The 3575-nt window shown below is 69.4% G+C and carries 5 protein-coding genes; all 5 read right to left on the reverse strand.

Annotated features, from left to right (window positions below):
• The coding region (locus NQ160_RS20685; RefSeq protein ID WP_257516970.1) for a segregation and condensation protein A at window positions 1–560 on the reverse strand (560 nt) is incomplete at its 3' end.
• Window positions 544–1425 (reverse strand): ParA family protein, encoded by an 882-nt coding sequence (locus tag NQ160_RS20690; RefSeq protein ID WP_257516971.1) that lies wholly within the window; start codon window positions 1423–1425, stop codon window positions 544–546. The genes NQ160_RS20685 and NQ160_RS20690, both read right to left, overlap by 17 nt.
• A 95-nt stretch (window positions 1426–1520) precedes the next feature.
• A complete protein-coding gene (locus NQ160_RS20695; RefSeq protein WP_257516972.1) occupies window positions 1521–2036 on the reverse strand; it encodes a septum formation family protein in 516 nt (171 codons plus the stop codon).
• 96 nt (window positions 2037–2132) lie between these two features.
• Window positions 2133–2732, reverse strand: a complete 600-nt coding sequence (locus tag NQ160_RS20700) for a vitamin K epoxide reductase family protein (RefSeq protein WP_257516973.1) — start codon at window positions 2730–2732, stop codon at window positions 2133–2135.
• A 196-nt stretch (window positions 2733–2928) separates the two neighbouring features.
• Window positions 2929–3575 (reverse strand): tyrosine recombinase (locus tag NQ160_RS20705; RefSeq protein WP_257516974.1); only part of this gene is annotated, 647 nt, incomplete at its 5' end.

Below are 3575 nucleotides of genomic sequence, written 5' to 3' on the forward strand. Positions count from 1 at the left end.
ATCTCCTTCGGCGCCATGGCGACCACCGCGAGCGCGGCGAAGTCATCGGGCGAGAGTGTCCACACGAGCTCCGGCACGGCGCGACGGTACTTCTCCTCCAGCGGCACCGAGCGGGTGTGCCGGCGGTCCTCGGCCTGCAGGTGGGCGGCGAACCAGGCCGAGACCTCTTTGAACGCGCGGTACTGCAGCAGACGCGCGAAGAGCAGATCCCGTGCCTCGAGGAGGGCGACCGATTCGGCATCAACCAGCTCGCCCTGCGGCAGCAGGCCCGCCACCTTCATGTCCAGGAGCGTCACGGCGACGACCAGGAACTCGGATGCCTCGTCGAGCTGCTCCGCGGTCTGCATCGATCGCAGGTACGCGATGAACTCGTCGGTCACCCGGCTGAGCGCGACCTCGGTGATGTCCAGCTCGTGCTGCGAGATGAGTGAGAGCAGCAGGTCGAACGGACCGTCGAACACGTCGAGCGAGACGCGGAATCCGGGTTCGGCCGGCTCGGCCTGGGCTTTCGTCGACGGCTCGACGACGGCGGACGGGTCGTCGTCAGGCGACGGCGCCACGGGCGACCAGCTCCCGCGCCAGCCGCAGGTAGGCCTGGGCAGCCGGGTGCTCCGGTGCGAAGTCGATGATGGGAACGCCCGACACCGAGGCGTCCGGGAACTTCACGGTGCGGCCGATGACCGTCTCGAGCACGTCGTCGCCGAACGCGTCGACCACCCGCTCCAGCACCTCGCGCGAGTGCAGCGTGCGCGGGTCGTACATGGTCGCCAGCACGCCGTCGAGCTCGATGCTCGGGTTGAGGCGGTCGCGCACCTTGTCGATGGTCTCGATGAGCAGGGCGACGCCGCGCAGGGCGAAGAATTCGCATTCAAGCGGGATGAGCACGCCGTGGCTCGCCGTGAGCGCGTTGACGGTCAGCAGACCGAGCGACGGCTGACAGTCGATGAGGATGACGTCGTACTCCCCCGCGACCTTGCGCAGCACGCGGGCGAGGATCGTCTCACGGGCGACCTCGTTGACCAGGTGCACCTCCGCCGCCGAAAGATCGATGTTGGCAGGGAGGATGTCGAGGCCCTCGACGGCGGTGGGCACGATGACCTCGTGCGGGTCGCGCTTGCTGTCCAGCAGCAGGTCGTAGATGGTGGGGATCTCGTGCGTCGCGATGCCGAGACCCGCCGACAGCGCGCCCTGCGGGTCGAAGTCCACAGCGAGCACCCGGCGACCGTATTCGGCCAGCGATGCGGCGAGGTTGATGGTGGTCGTCGTTTTTCCGACGCCGCCCTTCTGGTTGCACAGCGAGATGATGCGCGCGGGACCGTGGCCGTCGAGCTTCGGCGGGGTCGGGAAGCCCTGATAGGGGCGACCGGTGGGACCGATCGGTGTGTCCCCCGCCGCGGTCTTCGCCGCCTGTGCCTTACCCGCCACCGATGCTCCTGCTCTCTGGGATGCCTGCACCGATTCTAGCCATCACCGCGGCGATCGCCGGAGGGCGCGCGGTGGCGACCCTCCGGCGATGGCGACTAGCGCGCGGCGCCGGCGAGCGTGCCGGTGACCAGTTGCGAGGGGTCGTACGCGATGCAGAGGATCTCGCGGTCCCCACCTGCCCACGACTGCTCGCTGGGGTACATCGGCCAGTACTCCAGCGCCGACTCCTCCCAGGGTGTGCCGACGAAGGTGCCGAACTCGGCGATGCACGTCTCGTCGGCCTCGGCCGCGAGCGCGTCGGTGCCGGGGTACTCAGATCCCTCGACGTCGAAGGCGTGGTAGACCTCGTCCTCGTGCGGTTCCTCGCAGGGGACGACCGGGACGCTCTCCAGCTCGGTCTCGCCGGTCAGCTCCGAGGTGTTGAGGCAGTCCCCGACGCGGATCGCGAAGACGTCGACGGCTTCGGAGCTCTCGGTGACCTGGCCGCTCTCGGCGTCGCGAACGGGCTCCGACGAGGTGTCCGGCAGCGACGCGGCGGAACACGCGGTCAGCGTGGTCATACCGAGCACGACGAGGCCGGCGAGGGCGAGCTGGGGGCGGGCGAACTTCATGGTTGATCTCTCTTTTTCATAGGGAACTCATTGAGTGTTCAGAGGTATGACCATCCAGCTTGCCAGCACTCGGCGCGTCGGCGCCAATCGGGGGGGTCAGAGGCTGCCCAGCACATCGAGCCGCACCTGGGCCACGATCGCGATGAGGGCGTAGTTCGTCACCGTGAGCAGCGGCGCCCACGTCAGCAAGGCGGCGCCGAGGCGCGGCATCCGCCCCCACACCCCATCGCGGAGCGCCCAGCCGAGCGTGAACCAGAACAGCGGAATGGTCACGAGCCACACCACCATGCACCAGGGGCAGAGCGAGCCGTACTCGAAGACGCTGCGGTAGGCGAAGAGGTGCACCAGCAGGAAGCCGCCGAGGACGAACAGGGTGAACACGCGCCAGAACCACACCCGCAGCCCGTCGGGCGCGGCCAGCGCACTCACGCCGGCGTAGATCGGGCCGAGGAAGAGCGTCATGCCGATGAGCGAGTTGCTGAACCCCAGAAGGTTGCCGCCGGGTGACAGCAGGTTGGGTCCGCACGTGACCAGCACGCTGATCTGGCACGAGAACAGCGGGTCCGCTCCCGTCAGCTGCCCGATGTACTCCTGGTAGAGCAGGAACGACACCACCCACCCGGCCGCTGCCGCGACGATCCAGAAGACGGCGAGCGCGCGCGATGGGCGAATGGTGGTCGCGGCAGTGGTCGACATGCCCCTCAGTCTGGCGTCCCGCTCGCGCCGCCCGCTGATCGGCCGGCCGTGCAAACCCCACCCACCACCGCCCCGCCCGGCCCCACCAGACGCTGAGACGAATACGGGCGGCCGAGACTGTGGGGATTACCCACTGTCTCGGCCATCCGGTTTCGTCTCACCGATCGAGGTGACGAGGCCCGACGCGCCCCGCGGGTCAGCGAGCCCGCGGGTGGGACGTGACATACACGTCGCGCAGCGCGTCGGGCGAGACGTAGGTGTAGATCTGGGTCGTTGCCACCGAGGCGTGTCCGAGCAGCTCCTGCACGACGCGCACGTCGGCGCCGCCCTGCAGCAGGTGCGTCGCGAACGAATGCCGCAGGGTGTGCGGCGACACGTGCGCGGTCAGCCCCGCGCGCTCAGCTGCCTGCCCGATGACCAGCCACGCGCTCTGCCGCGACAGCGGTGCGCCGCGGACTCCCAGGAACAGCCGCGGGGTCGCACTCCCCCGCCGCGACAGCTCCGGCCGCACCCGCGTGAGGTACGCGTCGACCGCCGTGCGCGCATAGGAGCCGATCGGCACGATGCGCTCCTTGTCGCCCTTTCCGCGCACGCGCAGCACGTCACCGTGCGCGAGATCGTCGACGTCGAGCTGGACGATCTCCGAAATCCGCGCGCCGGTGGCGTAAAGCAGCTCCAGCAGTGCGCGGTCGCGAAGGCCAACGAGGTCGCCCGGCAGGGCATCGGATGCCGCAGGCCCCGAGGCCTCGATGAGCGCCTCCACCTGCGCGATGGTGAGCGCCTTCGGCAGACGCCGCGCTGCCTTGGGCGGTCGCAGCCTTCCCGTCGGGTCGTCGTCGGAGA

It is taken from the genome of Microbacterium sp. zg.Y909 (genome assembly GCF_024626565.1).

What these genes read in the sequence shown, in the direction of transcription:
- NQ160_RS20695 (WP_257516972.1), bottom strand. Translation starts at nt 2,036, where the DNA reads ATGAAGTTCGCCCGCCCCCAGCTCGCCCTCGCCGGCCTCGTCGTGCTC.
- NQ160_RS20700 (WP_257516973.1), bottom strand. Translation starts at nt 2,732, where the DNA reads ATGTCGACCACTGCCGCGACCACCATTCGCCCATCGCGCGCGCTCGCC.